General features: G+C 39.2%; 13 protein-coding genes. 3 read left to right on the plus strand and 10 right to left on the minus strand.

What is annotated here, in order from left to right:
* Positions 1–59 precede the first annotated feature (59 nt).
* The 7 genes from D2V08_RS17050 to D2V08_RS17080 all read right to left on the minus strand — a co-directional run bounded on the left by D2V08_RS17050 (position 60) and on the right by D2V08_RS17080 (position 7,201).
* Positions 60–650 carry a Crp/Fnr family transcriptional regulator gene (locus D2V08_RS17050; protein ID WP_119609631.1) on the minus strand — a complete coding sequence of 197 codons (591 nt, stop codon included), beginning with the start codon at positions 648–650 and terminating at the stop codon, positions 60–62.
* Positions 651–735: 85 nt separating this feature from the next.
* Positions 736–1,458, minus strand: coding sequence for a class I SAM-dependent methyltransferase (locus D2V08_RS17055; RefSeq protein ID WP_119609632.1), 723 nt, complete (start codon positions 1,456–1,458; stop codon positions 736–738).
* A gap of 12 nt (positions 1,459–1,470) precedes the next feature.
* Complete coding sequence (gene ggt / locus D2V08_RS17060) at positions 1,471–3,168, minus strand: gamma-glutamyltransferase (protein WP_119609633.1); 1,698 nt, start codon at positions 3,166–3,168, stop codon at positions 1,471–1,473.
* A gap of 240 nt (positions 3,169–3,408) precedes the next feature.
* Positions 3,409–3,837: an FKBP-type peptidyl-prolyl cis-trans isomerase gene (locus D2V08_RS17065; protein ID WP_119609634.1), complete on the minus strand. Its 429-nt coding sequence runs from the start codon at positions 3,835–3,837 to the stop codon at positions 3,409–3,411.
* Positions 3,838–3,952: 115 nt separating this feature from the next.
* Entirely contained in the window at positions 3,953–5,386 is a 1,434-nt protein-coding gene (locus tag D2V08_RS17070) for an amidohydrolase family protein (protein ID WP_119609635.1), read from the minus strand.
* Positions 5,387–5,497: 111 nt separating this feature from the next.
* Complete coding sequence (locus D2V08_RS17075) at positions 5,498–6,589, minus strand: acyltransferase family protein (RefSeq protein WP_119609636.1); 1,092 nt, start codon at positions 6,587–6,589, stop codon at positions 5,498–5,500.
* A gap of 24 nt (positions 6,590–6,613) precedes the next feature.
* Complete coding sequence (locus D2V08_RS17080; RefSeq protein ID WP_119609637.1) at positions 6,614–7,201, minus strand: ankyrin repeat domain-containing protein; 588 nt, start codon at positions 7,199–7,201, stop codon at positions 6,614–6,616.
* Between the two features lie 222 nt (positions 7,202–7,423).
* Here D2V08_RS17080 and D2V08_RS17085 point away from each other — a divergent pair, with 222 nt between their 5' ends.
* On the plus strand, positions 7,424–9,487 hold the full coding sequence (locus tag D2V08_RS17085) for a helix-turn-helix domain-containing protein (RefSeq protein WP_119609638.1): 2,064 nt from the start codon (positions 7,424–7,426) through the stop codon (positions 9,485–9,487).
* A gap of 109 nt (positions 9,488–9,596) precedes the next feature.
* On the opposite strand, the gene D2V08_RS17090 is transcribed toward D2V08_RS17085, so the two are convergent.
* Positions 9,597–10,652, minus strand: coding sequence for a leishmanolysin-related zinc metalloendopeptidase (locus D2V08_RS17090; protein WP_119609639.1), 1,056 nt, complete (start codon positions 10,650–10,652; stop codon positions 9,597–9,599).
* 487 nt (positions 10,653–11,139) lie between these two features.
* On the opposite strand from D2V08_RS17090, the gene D2V08_RS17095 reads away from it, so the two are divergent.
* Entirely contained in the window at positions 11,140–14,535 is a 3,396-nt protein-coding gene (locus tag D2V08_RS17095) for an amidohydrolase family protein (RefSeq protein ID WP_119609640.1), read from the plus strand.
* Positions 14,536–14,612: 77 nt separating this feature from the next.
* Here the strand turns inward: D2V08_RS17095 and D2V08_RS17100 are convergent, their stop codons facing one another.
* Positions 14,613–16,301, minus strand: a complete 1,689-nt coding sequence (locus D2V08_RS17100) for a leucine-rich repeat domain-containing protein (RefSeq protein ID WP_119609641.1) — start codon at positions 16,299–16,301, stop codon at positions 14,613–14,615.
* A 183-nt stretch (positions 16,302–16,484) separates the two neighbouring features.
* Positions 16,485–16,994 carry a hypothetical protein gene (locus D2V08_RS17105; RefSeq protein ID WP_119609642.1) on the minus strand — a complete coding sequence of 170 codons (510 nt, stop codon included), beginning with the start codon at positions 16,992–16,994 and terminating at the stop codon, positions 16,485–16,487.
* A 141-nt stretch (positions 16,995–17,135) separates the two neighbouring features.
* Here D2V08_RS17105 and D2V08_RS17110 point away from each other — a divergent pair, with 141 nt between their 5' ends.
* Positions 17,136–18,269 carry a hypothetical protein gene (locus D2V08_RS17110; RefSeq protein WP_147374179.1) on the plus strand — a complete coding sequence of 378 codons (1,134 nt, stop codon included), beginning with the start codon at positions 17,136–17,138 and terminating at the stop codon, positions 18,267–18,269.
* The last annotated feature ends 8 nt before the right edge of the window (positions 18,270–18,277 follow it).

The following is an 18,277-nucleotide window of genomic DNA, read 5'->3' on the forward strand; positions in this document are numbered from 1 at the left end:
TAATTTGATTTATAAGAAATATACAACTCGGAAGTGCCAATATGATTGACTTAAATCAATTAGGATTTTTTTAACGCTTTCATTTTTCTTCGGGCACGGCTGAGCCCCTCTGGGGAAACTCCCAAATAACTTGCTATTTGATAGTTGGGAACACGCCCTTCAATGTTCGGATAACTTTCACAGAATTCCAAATACCGTTCTTTAATGCTTTTTCCCAAAGACGAAAGAATACGTTTGCGAAGCGAGATGAACGCACTGGTGACCAATATCCTGAAATAACGTTCAAATATGGGAGATTGCTGAAACAGAGTTTGTAAATCATTGTAATTGATGGCCAATAATGTGGAATCTTCCAAGGCTTCAATATATAATTTGGAGGGCACCCCATTGTAAAAGGCGTCAAAATCACCGAGCCACCAATTCTCTATGGCAAATTGAACGATACTTTTGTTCCCCTTCTTATCCAGATAATAAGCACTTAAACACCCTTTTACCACAAAATACTCGTGTTTTACGTGCGTATCGGGCTGTAATAAAAATTTGCCTTTGGTAACAACGACCTCTCTAAATTTTGAAGTGAACAAATGTAAATCCTCCGGTCTTGGGTCTACCTGTTGCTTAATATGTTCAATGAGAGGTTCGGTGGTCATAAAATATGAAATGTATAATTCTGGGATTTAATTTAATATTTCTGCGTTTAAGTGAAAAGTCGATGAATTCGCACCATCTGTTTTACTACTTCTTCATGAAAACCATACAATGCTGCCAAGGTAGGTTATCATCATTCCGTTCCAAGGTTAATCCAGCGGCTTTCATTTCCTTGACTGCCTGTGCTTCTGTCATTTTATGTAATTCCTTTATGGGCACTGTCCTATCTTCACCTCGATACTCTATTAAAAATAATTTACCCTTAGGTTTTAAGGCTTTTTTTATTGATGCAATCATCTCCTTCGGGTAATTGAATTCGTGATAGACGTCTACCATCAATACCTTGTCCACACTATTTTCCGGAAGGTTTACACTTTTTTCGCTACCCTTTACTATTTTGATATTTTGATTGTTCCGGGCTTCCTTTTTTGCTCGTAATGCTTCCAGCATTTCATCCTGAATATCAACTGCATAAATGGTTCCTTTGTTTGCCAAAGGTGCCATTTTAAAGACATGATAGCCGGAACCCGCACCAATATCGGCAATGATATCCTTAGGCTTTATGTACATGTTCTTTAGTAGGATAGAGGTATTTTCTTCTTCTTCACGCTCTGGCCTTTCCAACCAGTTCATTCCTTGAAAACCCATTACATGGGCTATTTCACGACCCATATACCATTTTCCAATGCCGTTTGGGCCTCCTTGCTTATACACATAATCCTCCGTATTATTCTTCGTTTGCCCGTTACACGAGCATAATAAGAATAGACCAATGAACATTAGTGCTATTGTTGATTTAAAGCTTAACATTATCCTATGGGTTTAATATCCTGCCGCCTGACCATCCTTTCTGGATTCCGAAGCCCCCGAATACACTTTGCTTTCCAAATCAATACCAATAGCTTGGTAACCACCGTACATTCCCACACCAAAGCCGATACGATGGCCTTTTTTTCGTAATTCCCTTAAGGTTTCAGGTGCAAAACCACTTTCAAGATACAAAGTACCCCCATTGGTCATTTTAGATCCTGTGGGTTGCGAACTACCTCTATGTCGCATACGTGGTGCATCTCCGGCTTCTTGTAAATTCATTCCAAAGTCAACAATGTTCACAACAATCTGCGCATGCCCCTGAGGCTGTACTGCCCCGCCCATAAGACCAAAACTTACCCAAGGATTTCCATCCTTGGTGATAAATGCGGGAATAATGGTGTGAAAGGGGCGTTTACCAGGCTCTAATGCATTGGCGTGGCTCCTATCTTGTACATTGAACATTTGTCCGCGGTTTTGAAGCACAAAACCCAATCCATCAGGTACCATACCCGAGGCAAATTCGGAATAAATACTTTGTATGAACGAAACCATGTTGCCGTCCCTATCGGCTACGGTCAAGTAGGTTGTATTCCCTGTTTCTATTTCCATATCACCAGCGGGATAGCTGTCTGCAACTTCATCCAGACTTAAAAGTTGTCTGCGCTGCGAAGCGTATTCATCGGACAAGAGTGTTTCCAAAGGAATCTTGTTGAATTCGGGGTCTGCATAAAATTTGGCCCGGTCTTCGTAGGCCAACTTTTTGGCTTCTGTAAGCACATGTAGATATTCGGCACTGCCAAAACCCATTTCGCTGATATCATATCCTTCCAAAATATTCAACATCTGCAAAGCAGCGGTACCCTGTCCGTTGGGTGGGAGTTCCCAAACATCATATCCCCGATAGTTCACAGAAACGGGAGTTACCCAATTAGAGGTATGACTTGCCAAGTCTTCGTATCTTAAAAATCCGCCATGTTTTTTCATGTAGCTATCTATAGTCTTTGCAATGGAACCTTTATAAAAGGCATCGCGACCATTTTTAGCAATTTGTTCGTAGGTGTTGGCCAAATCTTGATTTATAAATACTTCTCCTTTAACCGGAGGTCTTCCGGCAGGCATATAGGTTTGGGCAAAACCGGGTTGATCCTTTAACCCTTCATAACTCGATGCCATTTCGTAGGCAATCACTTCGGATACCGGAAATCCATTGCTGCCATAATCTATGGCGGGTTGCAGTATTTCTTCCATGGATAAGCGACCAAATTTCTCATGTAATTTGAACCAGCCATCTACGCAGCCGGGAACCGATATTGGCAATGGGCCATATAAGGGAACATATTTTAGTTCTTTTTCCATGAAATAATCAATGGATAATGATTTAGGTGCCCTACCGCTTCCATTTAAACCGTATAATTTATTTTCATCGGCAGACCAAACTATGGCAAAGACATCACCCCCAATACCACAACTAGCCGGCTCTACAAGTCCTAATACTGCATTGGCAGCTATTGCAGCATCCATGGCACTGCCTCCCTTTTTTAAGATATCCAAAGCAACTTGGGTAGCCAAAGGCTGGCTTGTCGCTGCCATGCCGTTCTGTGCCAAAATTTCAGAGCGGGTAGTAAAGGGTTCACCAGTTAATCGGTCTTGGGCATGTAGCATGCTCCCCAAGGTAATTAGGGCGATAAAGGTTGATAAAAGTTTCATTTTCAATTTTTTAAAGGTAGTTATTACTTAAGTCTAAGGAATCCCAATAATTGGGTTAGACTTAATAATTGGTTTGCACCTTTAAATATAACGATAGTGGACCCAACTTTCCAGGCTATTCAAAAAAAGTTGATTTTTGAAATTTGGAGAGGCATGCTTTAAGTTTCCCCATAAAAAAACCACCCAAAGGGTGGCTTTTCTGCTCTTATTTAAAAGAGATGTTTTATAAAATCTTGGTGATTATAGTATCTCAACCACTTCAAGGTCAAACACCAAATCCTGTCCGGCCAAAGGATGGTTGGCATCTATGATGATGTCCTCCTCCTCTACTTTGGCAACCCTGAATTGTTGTTCTTGCCCTTGAGCGTTGGCACCAACCAAGCCCATTCCAACTTCTGGTTTAAGGTCTTCTGGCAATTGTGTCTTGGAGATTTTTTGAAAAAGTGCTTCGTTCACTTCTCCATAAGCATCTTGCTTGTCTATGGTGATAGTTTTCTTTTCGTTTACCGCCATATCAATAAGTCCTTTTTCAAATCCAGGTATCAATTGACCTTCGCCTAACTTTATTTCCAAGGGTTCTCTTTGCAATGAGCTGTCAAAAACCTGCCCATCAGTAAGTTTACCCGTGTAGTGTACTTTTACAGTATCGTTCTCTTTTACTTTACTCATAATGTTTGTTTACAGTTTTAAAATCAAAACGTTGCAAAGATAAGAGGTATAAAATGGTTAAACGAAAGAGTTGGCCTAAAATGGGTTTTGAGCACATGTTTACCTGTTCACACCATTATTTTTCAATGATCAGATTTTCTGCATATCGTATTCCCGAGGCCAATAGATTTTTGCGGCCTTTGGCCTTTTCCTCAAAGTAATCGAGGGTTTTTCTATCCAATTTTCTACCATTTACAAAAACGGTAGATGGATGTTCCAATGCCGAGAGGTCCGATAAAGGATTGTTGTTCGTCAATATAAGATTGGCAAGCTTCCCCCCTTCTATCGTTCCCATATTATTCATGATGGAATGTGTTTTGGCGGCATTCACTGTAGTTGTTTTCAACACCTCGTAATTCGAAAGACCAGCTTCTTTATAAAATTCCAATTCTTTGTGAATGGAAAACCCAGGGGTTGTAACTCCGATACCGGCGTCTGTACCACAAATAATCCTCACATTGGCTTCATGCAATTTTTTTATGATGTATAGATGAAAATCATGTTGCTTTTTTATCCGCTCGGTGACCGAAGGATCCTCTAATTTGGTGTTGTGCCATCTGTCGAACTGTGCCTTGCTATCCACCTTTTTAATTAAAGGGCTCATATATTGGATTGACTCGGATTCCAAGATATTGTCATCCATCAACATTTGATAAATATTGTTATAAACAACCAACGTGGGACAATGGGCACTGTATTTTGCTTCTGCATAAAGATCAATAACCTCTTTTAATTTAACTGTATCCAACTCATAGTTCAGCGGTTGTTGAACAAACTCTTCGGTATGTTCAATGGATTTTACCTGAGGATCAAAATGAGAGGAATACGGTACTTTTTGCGAAGGATGGGCCACAATATCCACATTGGATATCTTTGCTTGTTCTAGAACAGCATTGAATAAGTCGGGGGTTAATCCGTAATAGGTTTTAACAAAATCGTAGCCTCGCTCCTTATACGAAACCACTTTATCCCTTGCTTCTTCTGGTGTTGTCAAATTTAAATTATCATCACCTATAAACTCTGGTCCTGTAAGTTTTGGTCCAGAAGTAAAGAACATGGGCGAAATTATTTCATCATTATTTACATCTTCCTTAATTCGCAAATGCATGGGCATTCCCCATACATTACGAACCGCGGTAACCCCATTGGAAAGGTAGAGTCCCAATTCATATCTATCCCAAACATGAACGTGCATATCAATTAGACCGGGCATTAGATACTTGTTTTTCGCATCGATAACTTCAACACCATCGATGTTTATATTATCCGCGATAGTTTCAATTGTACCATCCTTGATATACACCGTTTTATCCGTGAGGACAGTATCCTGGGTCATAGGGATAACATTCACATGAGTAATAAGATAAGAGTTGATATCCCCATTCTCGACATGGTCAATATCCAAGTACTTCGTTCTTTGCGCATCGACCCCAATAATTACAAGAATGGCTATGATGAGCATCCCAATAAGAGCAAAAACAATCTTTAAAATCTTTTTCAGTAGTTTCATTGATACAAGTAATAACTTTTCTCTGTTTAATCTGACGCCTTGAATTAAAATCTGTTACGTTATTTACACTTTTTTATGTGATTTGATAACAGACCAAGCTACCCAAAGACATCAGGATTTACTTACCAGCACTTTTTTCGCTACGCTATTCTTATGCTTTCCCTTTAAACCAAACAGAGGTCGTAGAAACCAAACCCTGCGGATAAGAAACTCATATAAGATATAACAAACCGAAAAGGTGAATACGATCACTCCCAACAATTGTAACCATGGATTAATATTTAGAGGTAAGATCAACAACGCTCCAAAATACATTACAAACATATGGATGATGTACACCGGATATGCCGCTTGGCTCAAATAGCTCAACAGTTGGCTAGGTTTGTTCAGATAGCGATATGAAAGACCAAATACCCCAAAAATCCAACAATTGGATTCCAAAGCCATGAGATACCCCGGCGCCTCCAATTGAAACTCAAAATACCTAACAACATACAGCACCAAGGCAAGTGCCAAATAGCCCCATCGCCATTTTTTAACCGTGTCCCAAAAATGTTGACCACTGTACACAAACAAATACCCAAAAAAGAACGCTAAACCTCCTAAAAAGAAACCGTGCCAGGTTTCCGCGTATAAGGAAAATATTTGTGGTTTCACCAAAATGGCTTCCAGCATAAAAAAGAGGGAGATCAATAAGGGTCCGCCTGGGTTGGACATTAGCCTGTTCAAAATTTGTTTGAACTTCCCTCCTTCTTTATTTTTCAATAGATAAAAAACTGGTAAAAACAACAGCACGTAGACAAAAATGTTTCCTAAAAACCATAAGTGGCCCACATGTGGGTAGTACCCCAACGGAAGTTTATAAAATTCTTGGAAAACAAACATGTGCAAAGGGGTTATCGCTACTACACCAAAAAGGAACGGCAACAAAATGCGGCGTGTCCGCTCCCCTATCAATTGTTTCCAATTACGTTTTCGCATGGCGAAAAAGAGTCCCATACCCGATACAAAGAACAAGATTGGTATACGCCATACATTAAGCATGGTCATTGGCGTCCATAAGCCCTCCAAAGGCTGTTCACTCTTAACAAAGCCAATAAACATGGCCCATGGCTGAAAAATGATTGCAATATGATAGATCAATAGCAAGGCAATGGTAATTACCCGTAACCAATCAATATCGTGTCTACGTGCTGTTTTCATGACTTTCGTTTTTTTAATTGTTGATTATTGTAACATTATAGCGATTACCGGACGGGTCTTTTCAACCTCGGCCAAATCAAGCTGAAGTCCAACTGGCGCCAATTGTTGCTGCATCATTTCATATATAGGTTTTATATCCTCAAACGGACCCATAACCGTCTCACGTGGAGTAGCCCCAAAGTTGTTTTTCATGGTTTTATCGGCCCCGGCATCCATCAACATCTGAACAGCTTCTACCCTACCAAAGAAAGCAGCTACATGTAAGGCTGTAGCGCCATCATTATTTTTAATGGACAGATCAGCATCAGCATCCACAAGTGTTTGGGCAATGTCATTTTTTCCGAAGGTAATGGCTGTAATCAAAGGAGTGGAACCACTAAGGGCATCCTTTTCATTAATATTGGTTCCAGCTTCAATATGCTGTTTTACCGCATCCAAGTTTCCGGTAACCACCGCTTCTTGCATAGTAATATCCGGCGTGCTTACCTCCGTTTCTGCAACAACTTCCTTGTCGGATTTGGGTTTCTGTTGTCCGCAGGCGGATAGACTTAAGACTAAAATGAATAGTACTAATCGTAATTGTTTTACTGAATTTAATTGAAAATTTTTCATGACTTTTAGTTTTAATTGTTGAACATTAAATTTTACACTACAAAGGTTCCCCAAAACGTGATGCAGCACTAATCACCTATGCTCCGTTGTGTATAAGCTCTGCACAGGCGGTGAAAATTATGATGCACGGATATAAATTATGCGGCAAAACCTGCATTTTTACCCTGATAAGGAATCGCTTATCTTTGTTACTTCCATGTAGCTATTAATCTGCAAACCACTATGCTAGACAAACCAAAAGGGCTAAAATTTACGGAACAAGCAGAAGCTATAATTCTGGAACATCTCAATGATGAGCACTTTGGGGTATCGGAGTTGGCGAATGTCATGAATATGAGCCGTTCGAATCTGCTTCGGAAATGCAAAAAACAAACGCAACTCTCCGCCAGTCAATTTATTCGTCAGATACGACTACGGGAAGCCATGGAATTGCTTAAGGAAACAGGCCTTACGGTTTCTGAAGTTTCCTATCAGGTAGGCTTTGGAAGTACTTCCTATTTTATCAAATGTTTTCGGGAACACTATGGCCACCCACCAGGAGAAGTTGGCAAACCAGGTTTTGAAGAAAAGAAAGAGAAAACATTAACATCTTTTCCAAAAAAATACATATGGGCCTTTGTGGCCATAGCGATTTTAATCGGTGGTGGTATCGCATATATCTTAATGCCCTCCTATCCTTCTACTGCAGAGATTGCACAAAAAACAAGCTTGGAAAAATCCATTGCAGTACTTCCGTTTAAAAATGAAAGTAGTGATTCGACGAACCTGTATTTTGTAAACGGGTTGATGGAGGCATCCTTGAGCAACCTTCAAAAAATTGAAGATCTAAGGGTGATAAGTCGGACATCGGTGGAAAAATATCGAAATTCCAATCAGAACATCGGTGAAATTGCTTCGGAACTGGATGTGAATTATATAGTGGAAGGAAGTGGCCAAAAAGTTGGCGACCAAGTAATGCTCAATATCCAATTGATTGATGCCGCTACCGACACCAGAATCTGGGGAGAGCAATATACGCACGAGGTGGTCGATATTTTCGCCGTTCAGAACGAAGTGGCCAAGAAAATTGCCGACGCCATCAAAGCCAAGGTTACCCCATCTGAACTGGAACAAATTGATAAAAAACCAACGGGCAACCTGGTGGCCTACGATTATTATCTTCAAGCCCAAGAACCTTTTAATCGAGAAACTGTTGAAGGCCTGTTGGAAGCCATACCTTTATTTGAAAAAGCCATTGAAGAAGACCCGCAATTTGCCTTGGTCTATGCTGATTTGGCCATTGCCTATTATTATCTTGATCTTTACAAAAAGGAAAAAAAATATACCGAAACCATCAACAATTATGCGGACAAGGCCTTGCTGCATGACTCCAAACTTACAGAAAGCTTAATTGCAAAGGCCTTGTATTATATGCATATTGGAGATTATAGGTTAGCAGTCCCACATTTGGAAAAAGCTTTAGAATACAACCCCAATTCATCGGGGGTAGTAAATATTTTATCTTCCATTTACTCCAATGCCCTCCCCAATACCGGAAAATATTTGGAATATGCACTAAAGGGTATTCAGTTGGATGTGGCAGACAACAATATTACGCAAAGCTATACCTATCTCCATCTTAGTAATGCACTTGTTCAATCCGGGTTTACCGATGAAGCCTTATTTTATATCGACAAATCACTCGAAATCAATCCCAACAATTATTACGCTCCCTATTTAAAAGCTTATATCCGATATGCCAAAAACAAGGACATCAAACAGACATTGAACAGCTTAAAACGTGAATTGAGAAAGGATACCACTCGACTTGACATTTTACAAGAAGTGGCCAAACTACATTATTTTCAGAAAGAATACGACAGTGCTTATCGATATTACAAGCCTTATAATGAGATAAAAAAGGCCCGTGGATTGGATATTTATCCGCAGGAGGATATCAAAATTGGTCTTACATATGAGAAAATGGGATTTCAAAAAGAAGCCAATGAATTATTAAAATCCTATACCGAGTATTGTGAAAACGACCAATCTATTTATCAACCAGCAAGTATGGCCGTAAAATATGCTTATGAAGGCAAGCTAGATCAGGCCATAGAACAATTGGAAATATTTTCAAACAAAAACCATTTTCAGTATTGGATTCTGTTGTTTATGAGATTGGACCCTAACCTCCAAAAACTTGAGAGAAATCCTAAATACGAAGCTGTTATGCAGAAAATCGAGGACCGATTTTGGGAAAATCATGATAGGCTTAAAGAAACCTTGGAAGAGAAAGGATTACTTTAATCCCATACTTTTTCGAATCGAAAAACAGCCTCTAAAAGTTAAATACCATTCAATAAAAAAGGCTTGTACCTTTTCAAGTACAAGCCTCATAAATAAAAATTAAATTTTATTACTTCTTACTTGTTTCAACAAAACCGATAGGCATCAAAAGCGTTTCCATTGCACCAATATTTAGGCCTTCGGCAGAACCTGCTTCGTCAAGGGTACTTAAATCAACTCCTGGAGTACCTTTAGGTAAATCATAAGATTCTCCAACACTGGCTGCTCCATATCCCAAATCGGCCATGGAACCAGCAGTAATCCTACTTAATGGATTCTCTCCCAAATTCAAGAAGCCAGTCATAAGCTCGTTATTCAAGGTTGTTTCTTTCCAGTGACCAAAGGCCGTTCCCGGACCAAAATCGCTTTCAATAGGCAATTCACCAGTTCCACCTTCGGCATTCCAGAACACATTGGCTTTACGTCCTGCAAAATAAGGACTGGTCAAAGGACCTTGTAGTAATGTTCTATCAAATCCAAAAGGAACTGTGTTCCAAAGAGTTCCTATACCCAAAACGTGACCCATTTCATGCACAATAACATCTTCGAACAAATCCAAGGATTCCAAAAAGTCCAAATCTGCTACATCAAAAAACATTACACCGGATAAAGTGAGAAAATCTTCAGTTCTTACAAAACTTGGCCCTGCCTGTCCCAATATACCACCTGGACCATCAATAGGTGCCAATGCCACTTCAATGACCACATCGTCAAGAGTGCCATCAACAGCTGGCGGAAATCCTGTAAATGAGGATGGAATGGTTCCTGTGAAAGATGGTACGTCTTTTATAATAATTCTTTCCCATCGCGCTGCTGCCTGGTCAAACACCTCTGCTTGTCTTTCAGTTGGGGGCAACAAGAATTTTAGGGTTATATTAAAACGTCCTCTATCATTTCCAGCTGCACCGGTAGCTCTCGCCACAGAAATATCATTCTCTGATAAGTCATTAATAATGATAGGGTCACCTGTCCTTGAAACGAGCGACAAACGCTGCTGTTCGCTTTCCTGGATAGCATTCATATTATCATCCATTGCTGCATCTTCTGTGCATGAATTAAATACAAATACACCCATAACGGCAGCTAGCCATAAGGAATAACGATGTGTTTTAATGAGGTTTTTCATAATCGTGTTCTCAATTTTTAGTTAATTAAATAAAATCTATAGCTCGATTTTAACGAAATTTAACAAAAAACAATGACAATCATGATGAAATACACAAATCTACCGTTATAATGTATACATGGAGAGAATTTGTGTAAGAATAGCAACTTTGAGAGGTCATCAATGAAAACCACCAACAAAAACTGTAACCAAATCAATACCGGGATAATGCTTTTGAAGGCCTTATCATATATCAATATAATGGATTAGTTGATGGTCACTTTATTTAATATCCAATGGTGTTTTTCTGAATTATATAAAATCAAAATTTTATTGATTTAATTGCATTTATCTTATAAAACTTGAATGTTTTAAGTGCAATTATCATTTTTTATTCAATATACATTTTCATTAAATCTAATTGCAAACCAATTATTCATTGAGAATATAAAACCTTAACTCCATTTTTTCATATCTTGTTAGCTTAAGTCATCATTAAACTAACTAAATGAAAAGAAATTACTACCTATTGGCTTTGCTCCTGTTCCTTGGATTTTCAACGCTTTTGGCACAAGACAAAAAGCAGGAAAACGACAGTACAAAAAAAGCCACCAAAGAGCTTCCCCTAGAACCCGAAAGAACAATTTCCTTTACAACCAAAGAAGGCACATGGTTATCCCTCGATGTAAGTCCAGATGGTAAAACTATCATTTTTGATATGATGGGCGATTTGTACACTATTCCAATATCGGGAGGGAAAGCAACAAAAATTACAGACGGATTAGCTTATGATGTACACCCCCGGTACAGTCCGGATGGAAAATCCATCGTATTTATTTCCGATAAGAGCGGTTCCGATAACATCTGGACCATGGAGCTGGAATCGGAAGAAACCAAACAGATAACAAAAGACAACAACCAAAACTTCTTCTCGGCCGATTGGAGCCCGGATGGTGAGTATATTGTTGGTGCTCGTGGTCGTAGAAACATTAAACTGCACATGTACCACAAAGATGGAGGCGGTGGAGCCCAGCTTATTGACAAACCCGATAATTTAAAAACCATTGATCCTGAGTTCTCCCCCAATGGCAAGCTCATTTATTTTTCCCGAAGAATGAGGTCTTGGAACTATAATGCGCAATTACCGCAATATCAATTGGGCACTTATAGCATGGATGATGGAGGAATTTCTACCATTACCTCACGTTACGGGTCAGCATTCACCCCTACCCTTTCTCCAGATGGTAAATGGTTGGTATTCGGTAGCCGATTTGAAACAGAAACGGGACTGGTAATTCGTAATTTGGAAAACGGTGATGAGCGTTGGTTAGCCTATCCTGTACAACGTGACGAACAAGAATCCATTGCACCTTTGGGCGTATTGCCCGGAATGGCTTTTACTCCAGACAGTGAAAACTTAATTGCCAGTTATGGTGGTAAAATCTATACTATTAATGTTACTTCCAATACTGCAACAGAAATTCCCTTTGAGGTTGATGTGAACATTGAACTTGGACCACAACTCTCGTTTAAATATCCTATAAAGGATACCCCAGAGGCGCTGGTTACCCAAATACGAGATGGAGTACCTTCACCAGATGGTAGCAAGCTTGCCTTTACAGCCTTGAACCGATTATACGTTATGGATTTGCCCGACGGGACACCTAAACGTTTGACCAAAAACGATTTTACCGAAGCACAACCTACCTGGTCACCAGATGGGGAAAGCATTGTTTTTGCCTCATGGGAAACAGACGGGGGGCACTTATATAAAGTGAATGCCAACGGACGTGGAGGAGTAGAAAAACTAACGGAAGAAGCTGCCATTTATAATAACCCTGCATGGTCTTACAATGATAACAGAATTGTGTTCACCAAAGGTTCTGCGCAAGTCTACCGAGATGCCATTGGGCCAAGGGCTAGTGGTGCACAGGAAGATTTGGCATGGATTTCTACCAATGGTGGTAAAATTACCGTAATTGACAAAGCAGAAGGTCGTTCCAATCCGCATTTTACCAAAGTGGACAACCGAATTTATTTAAGCAAAGGGAAATCCTTATTATCTATTCGATGGGATGGAACCAACCAAAAAGAACATCTAAAATTAAGTGGAATCACCACTTATGGTTCTTCGTCTTTTGGTTTCCATGACAAAAATGGAGGACATAACATCTTACCGGGCTCAGAACAATATCAAGCTCCCGAAGATAAATCCTCTTCCCCATCCGAAATAAAGATATCACCAGATGGAACCACGGCATTGGCCAAAATCAACAATGACATTTACACGGTTACCATTCCAAAATTTGGAAAAACCCCTAAGATTTCGGTTGCCAATGCGGAAAAAGCAGCATTCCCAGCCAAAAAGCTTACTGTAATGGGAGGAGAATTCCCCGAATGGGCCGGTAATAGCAAAGATGTACACTGGTCATTGGGAGCCAGTCATTTTATCTATAACATCCCTGCTGCCGAGGCTTATGCCGATAGTGTAGCCACGGCCAAAAAAGAAGCAGAAAAGCTTAAGGAGAAAGAGGAAGATAAAGAAGATGATGATAAAAAAGAGGAAGAAAAGGATAAGGAAGAAGAAAAAGGGTACACAGCAAAAGAACTGAAGGTAAAAGTAACCTATACCAAGGATATTCCAGAAGGAACCATATTGCTTAAAGGTGCCAGAATCATTACCATGAAAGATGATAAGGTGATTGAAAACGGTGACATCCTTATCGACAACAACCGAATCAAAGCTGTTGGAACATCCGGCTCTTTAGATGTACCTAGAGGAACGACAGAAATAGATGCCAGTGGTAAAACAATTACACCTGGTTTTGTAGATACCCATGCCCATATGTGGCCCAACTGGGGGATTCACAAAAATCAGATCTGGATTTACTCGGCGAATTTAGCTTACGGTGTAACCACAACACGCGACCCACAAACTGCCTCTACTGATGTATTGACGTATTCCGATATGGTAGATGCCGGTATGATGCACGGTCCCCGTGTTTATAGCACTGGACCTGGTGTTGGGTATTGGGCGTACAAAATCAAATCCTTGGAACATGCCAAAGAAGTGTTGAAACAGTACAGTGAGTACTACAATACCAAGAGCATCAAAATGTATTTGGTAGGGAACCGGCAGATGCGCCAATGGATCATTATGGCAGCCAAAGAATTAGAATTGATGCCAACTACCGAAGGTGGACTTGATTTTAAACTCAATATGACACAAATGTTGGACGGATATCCAGGCCATGAGCACTCGTTGCCCATTTATCCCATTTATAAAGATGTGGTACATTCCATTGCGGAGTCCAAAATGGCGGTTACCCCTACCCTTTTGGTGTCCTACGGTGGTCCATGGGCAGAAAACTATTATTATGCCACCGAACAACCCTACCACGATAAAAAACTTCAATATTTTACCCCATATGAAGAATTGGCACAAAAATCACGAAGAAGAGGTTCATGGTTTATGCCAGAGGAACACATATTTCCAAAACATGCCGAATTCATGAAGGATTTGGTGAAAGATAATGGAATTGGTGGTGTTGGAAGCCATGGCCAGCTTCAAGGATTGGGTTACCATTGGGAACTATGGTCCGTGGCCAGCGGAGGCATGGAAAATATGGATGCTTTAAAAGTAGCTACCATATTAGGTGCCGAAGCTCTGGGACTTGATAATGACTTGGGAAGTATTGAAGAAGGTAAATTGGCGGACATCTTAATTATGGATGAAAACCCGTTGGATGATATCCGAAACACCAATACACTGACTCATGTGATTAAAAACGGTAAGGTGTACGATGCAGATTCCCTGGACGAAGTAGCACCTGTTGAAAAAGAAGCGGAACCTTTCCACTGGCAAACCAAAAAACCAGAGGGCGTTCCAGGAATTGAAAAGTAAGTTTATATTTTTATTGAACGTAAAAAGGCGCACCTAACGGTGCGCCTTATTTTATATTAAGTCGTATGAGCAATCAATTAACCATTATTAAATGACCAATTATAATCCAGTGCTAATTCGTTGATTTTAGCAATAGTAGATTGGTCAATCAAATCGGTACCTGGATTGTTTTGGAAATCTATATATCCCGGATTGATTGAATTTAAAACGGCATTATCGTAAACACCTGAAATTATCAAATCCAATTGGGCTCCACTGAATTGATTACTGCCAATATACAAATGGGATACCAAGGGGTTGTTGGATAAATCCAAACTACTTAAATTATTGTTATGAATGGATAACCTTTCGAAACTGCTATGCACACTTAAGTCTATGTTGTCCAATAAATTATCACCGATATATAAATCCCTAAGTTTTAGATTTGCAGAAAGGTCAATCGAGCTTATTTGATTTTCATACAGGTCTATACGTTCCAATTTGGTGTTTTTAGAAAGATCTATCTGTGTCAAATTGTTTCTCCCAACATTTATTTCCTTTAAATTCAAGTTTTGAGAAAGGTCAATACTTGAAAGTAAATTATTCCCCAAATTTAATTGTTCAAGAACTAGGTTATTGGAAAAATCAATTTGGGTCAATGCATTACCACTAGCAAGTAAAGTAATTAGTTTGGAATTGTTTGAAATATCTAATTCGGAAATTTGATTACCCGAAATAGTTAATATCTCCAAATCCGAATTTTGGGAAACGTCCAAATTTGTCAATTCATTATGACCAATATATAATGATTTTAGTTTAGCGTTATTTGTAACAACCACACTGGAAATCTTATTGCTCGCTATCCAGAGTTCCTCCAATAAATTGTTTTGAGAAACATCTATTGAAGTTAATTTGCCTCCATAAGCACCAAAAGTCTTTAACAATATCAAATTATTCAAATCAACAGATACTATGTTAGTGTAATAATCATCCTCTTGAACACCGCCTAAAATCACATAAGTCAAAACCTCAACGGCCCCAATAATTTTAATTTCATAAATACCGTTCTCCACATAATCATGGGACAGCTCATTATTTATATTTATATCGCTTAGGATTGAAACATATTCGTCGACGGTGCCATCTCCCCAATCAATTTGATAGGTCGAACCTGTCAGCGATTTCAAGGAAATTACTTTTGTTGTTAAGTTTTCTGAATCATCAACGGTTAACGTAAAAAAATCTTCCGCTTCGGGGAAAACAAGGTCATCTTCCTCATATCCAAATTCTACCCATGAGTAACCAGCTGTCTCAATATTTTCAATGGGTGTGTTCTTTGAACCCGCTTCTTGTACGGTGAAATTAAATGGAAGCGAAGTGCCGGTAAACTGAGATAAAGCCGAGATAGCTTTTGGTACCAAGGAAATGACTAAATCATCAGAATCTACCACAATAAACTCCGTTAATTTGTAAGTTCCGGGGTCCAACATTATTTCATCGGTTACATAATCACCTTCCTGCTCAATAACATCAAGTTTTTGTCTGTCCAAAATTTTATTGCCATTACTGGTTTCTACACTTACAAAAACATAGGCTGGTATAAATTCCTTGGCGGCAAGATTGGTAGAATTTTTAGCAGTGATATCTTTATTACTAATACTAAAAGATTGGGCACCTTGTTCTACTGCATTAGGGGTTTCGGGTGTCTCAGGAGGTGTAGGTTCTTCACTTTCCGAACATGAGATAAATAAAGTTAATAACAGAAGTAAACTGAAAGCTCTTTTCATAAATTGTTTTGGTTAGCTAAAGGCACATAAATGACTCATAGAAAATAATTTGTCAATGTTTTTCATGTGCTCTAAAAAAGTAGGATTAATTAAATTTTACTGTGCGGATTAAAAGTAGGATTTTTCTAAAAATAATTGAATTATATACTACAACCTTTATAATTTAATAGATAAAGTTTCCTGTTAATCATCCTTCAAATACTTCTTTGGAATATCCTTGCCATCATCCGAACTCATGGCCCAAACCATATTGGCAATCCACCAACGTCCTTCGGAGTATACCAATTGATAGCTATTAACCCCTTTTCCTGTTTCGTTATCGGAGTCTTCCCCTTCAAAACTTTGAATAACCTGAGCCATGCCGTTGTATTCATCAACAATTTCACCAGTGGATTCTTCATGGTATCCCAACGAATAATATTCGTCAGTCAGCGTTTCCAAAAATTCATCGAGACCCATGGTTTCCTGACTATACGCTCCATCTTCCTTACCGACCATACTAAAGTGAGCCGTGGGCAAAAATAAAGTTCGCAAATAAGCCGTGTCAATCACTTGCCCTGACTCAATGGAAATAACACGCTGTGTTTCCTTGACCAATGCATTCACGTTTTGGAATACCTTTTTGTCTTGTGCGTTTGATAAGATTCCTAGGTGGGCTACTACTAGTAATGCAAGAGTTTTGATTTTATCCATGGAATATTGAATGTTTATTAAATATAGCCATAAACTCAGTTATCTTGGCTTCAAACCACTCTTATATAACAAATACCTGATGCCTTTGCTCTATCGTATTACTATATTTATACCTTGACAACCTATTCAACAATCAATTACTTGCTTCTAATTCATTTAACATACCAAGACCCAGTAATATCTTCCACACTGGAGATTTCGAAATTTTATGGATGGTGGCAATTTGTGGTATGCCTATTTGCTTTTATGGCCCTAATGTCCATTTGGTATCATATTGGGAAAAAACAGAAAGATTTTGGACCGGTGTGGTTGGCCCTTTCCATTCTTTGTTGGGCATTTTCTGGATTGGTAGAGGTGACATATTTGGATGGCAATGAGGCTAGTTATCCCGTTAAAGAAGGTCTTAGAAGTGTGTTTTCTTTGTTGAACAGTCTTTTTATTTTATTGGCTCTACCGTGGTTCAAATATTTGCCCAAACCTTTTGCCGGATTGATAAAAAATAAGTTTTGGCCCTACATTATAGGTATCCCTTTTGTATTTGCACTACTTCCTACCCTACACAAAATATTCCTTGGCCGGTCGGCATCGGCCATAAACGAACTGGATGTTTATTATGCACTGTTGACCCTCATTTTTTTAGGTTTTGTACTTTGGGAATCATTTATTAAGCGACGACTTCCGCTATTGGGTTTTTTGGCCATCATAACCGTGCTGATTACCTTGATTGCACAAGTATATAAACTGATGGACAATACCATCAACCTATTATTGTTCTCTGCTATTTTTAAGACATCCCTCATCATGCTCTTTTTTGCGCTAGCCTTGAGCTGGGTCAAAGAACTCACCGAAACCGTTATTCCGGAAACATACCAATTAAAGCTTCTTTTTAGAAAACGTAACAAATCCAGCGGTACCAGCAATTACGAAGTGACCCTCAAAGGTTTTCCTGGTCATGGGGACAGAACGGTACAGCTAACCCCTGCCCTCCATAGGCTGCTTAAAACTTTTGCAGAGCGAAGACTGGTAACTACCGAAGGTTGGCTCGAAATCAAACCCAAAAACTTCGATGGTGCCAAAAACTATGACATTAACGATCATAATGAGTTAAAACGGTTGATGGAAGCTTTGCTCAATGGCCTTTTTGGAAAAAAGAACTGGACTAAGAACAAGCATTTTACACCGCTTAAAAACACTTTGTTCGAAATGTCGGAAAACAGGGAACGTAAAATTAGACTTCAGCTTCCCAAAGAAAACATTCATATTGAAAATGAATAGGTTACAAC

This window comes from Flagellimonas lutimaris, assembly GCF_003581615.1.
In the GTDB taxonomy this organism is placed as follows: Bacteria; Bacteroidota; Bacteroidia; order Flavobacteriales; family Flavobacteriaceae; genus Flagellimonas; species Flagellimonas lutimaris.